The sequence below is a fragment of the Haloferax sp. Atlit-10N genome (assembly GCF_003586325.1).
In the GTDB taxonomy this organism is placed as follows: Archaea; Halobacteriota; Halobacteria; order Halobacteriales; family Haloferacaceae; genus Haloferax; species Haloferax prahovense.
Genome location: NZ_PSYX01000031.1, coordinates 1 through 1635, shown reverse-complemented (window position 1 = coordinate 1635; position 1635 = coordinate 1). Strand labels below are relative to the sequence as shown.

At 50.2% G+C, this 1635-nt stretch carries 3 protein-coding genes; 1 reads left to right on the top strand and 2 read right to left on the bottom strand.

Annotation, left to right across the window (positions count from 1 at the left end; all coding sequences use genetic code 11):
• Window positions 1-13: 13 nt before the first annotated feature.
• Both C5B91_RS20940 and C5B91_RS20935 read right to left on the bottom strand, forming a co-directional pair.
• Window positions 14-469 carry a hypothetical protein gene (locus C5B91_RS20940; RefSeq protein WP_119713011.1) on the bottom strand — a complete coding sequence of 152 codons (456 nt, stop codon included), beginning with the start codon at window positions 467-469 and terminating at the stop codon, window positions 14-16.
• Window positions 470-472: 3 nt separating this feature from the next.
• Window positions 473-1168: a TrmB family transcriptional regulator gene (locus C5B91_RS20935; RefSeq protein ID WP_233547841.1), complete on the bottom strand. Its 696-nt coding sequence runs from the start codon at window positions 1166-1168 to the stop codon at window positions 473-475.
• A 181-nt stretch (window positions 1169-1349) separates the two neighbouring features.
• On the opposite strand from C5B91_RS20935, the gene C5B91_RS23140 reads away from it, so the two are divergent.
• The coding region (locus C5B91_RS23140; protein ID WP_158589931.1) for a GIY-YIG nuclease family protein at window positions 1350-1635 on the top strand (286 nt) is incomplete at its 3' end.

Sequence of the window (1635 nt, the reverse complement as noted above, 5' to 3'; positions counted from 1 at the left end):
GCTCAAGAAGAGCTCAGTAGACGCTGTTTTCTGCATACTCTGGATATTCAGCATAGACTTCATCGATAACCTCTGGGAGTGAGAGATCACCGTTGAACCGCTCCTTGATTTGAGTTGCCTTCTCGACTACTTTTTCGACGTCTTTCGCGGTCAGTTCTTGCTCAACTAATTCTCGGCCGTCAGGCTCGAGATTGTAGAGATACTTGATATTGCCGTCGTCATCGTATTCTACTTCCTCTTCGTCAAGGAGCCTTGCCTCGATCATTTGATCGATGTCTTCGGCTAATTCTTTCGAGAATGGACCGTAGTCATACGCGAAGAACTCATAGAGTTGGTTCTCGTTTAGATGGCCTGAATTGACCAACTCTTGTTGGACGACAAAGACCATCTTTTGCAAGCGCGTACGTCCGTCAATTGGATTCTCGTCCCCTACGAATGCCAATGTGAGGGGAATTAGTCGCTTGTGCATAGGTTAGATCTCGGTCGCGGTCTCTTTTGAAGCTTCAAACGCCAATCGCAAAATATCTACTGACCCGGCATCTTCAATCTTCACTCCGGTATCGCCTTGACCAACGCGCATGATCGCGAGTTCTCCGTCAATGAGGGCAAATGAACTGTCGACCTGCTCACTGACCCATGCAGAGGCTTCAGTTTCCTGGACAAGATTTTCTATACGGTCTTGCCAACCCGACCATCCGATAACCTCAACTTCGACTCCGTTGGCGACTATACGAGCAATATCTCGTATCTCGTTTGACTGTATCCACTTACCGTCCTGTTCCATCAGGAGTACTTGCTCCTCCGCCACTTCGAGTCCTTCAACGAGCTCGCGTTTTGTTCCAGAGATTCCAGGGATAACCCATGCTGGGTGCCGCGTGCCCCTACGCTCACGCTGAATCTCGTGTTGCTGTTCTAAGTGTGCAATCGCAGCATCGGCTTTGTCATTAAACGCCTCCTGTTTGCCTCCTAACAACGAACGGGGATGTTGCGCCTGGTATCGTTTTGGTTGTCGACCTTGGACGTTAACCGCCTCACCCTCGAGTTCACCCATTACGTTGTATACACGTCCCTGAGGGACCTCTGTCATCGCGACGATGTCACTCGGTTCAAGTGGCCCATCTTGAACCACAGCGACGTACGCCTGTGCTTGATAGGCGGTCCAACCCATGACCTCGCGGACGTACGTTTTCAGTTGGTCTGGACTGAGTGACTCCGGCGATTGGCCATCCGGTTGGTCTTGTCTACTCATCTACAACAACTAACGTTGTTCTCTTTAACCATCATAAATCTACAGGTGATGACCACATCTAAACAAATTGTTTTTGACATGATTCATACTCCCACCGCTCGTGGTGGCATATGTGCCAATATCTAAGAAGTGGAGTCGGGCATCAGCCCGACACATCAAGTCGAATGTTCCCACAAAAGGTGGGGTGTATGAGCTGAAAGCCTTCGGAAAGTTGGTGTACATCGGTAAGGCCAGCAATCTCCAGCGACGTCTGCTGGAACATCTCCGAGAGCGCAATCCCAACTACTTCCGATACCAGACGGCTGGGTTCTTCCAACGGCCGAGCTCCATGGAAAAGAACGAGCTGACTAATTTCGAAAACAACCACGGTGGGTTCCCAGCCTGGA

Coding starts and splice junctions, on each gene's coding strand:
- C5B91_RS20940 (WP_119713011.1), bottom strand. CDS start 469: ATGCACAAGCGACTAATTCCCCTCACATTGGCATTCGTAGGGGACGAG.
- C5B91_RS20935 (WP_233547841.1), bottom strand. CDS start 1,168: ATGGGTTGGACCGCCTATCAAGCACAGGCGTACGTCGCTGTGGTTCAA.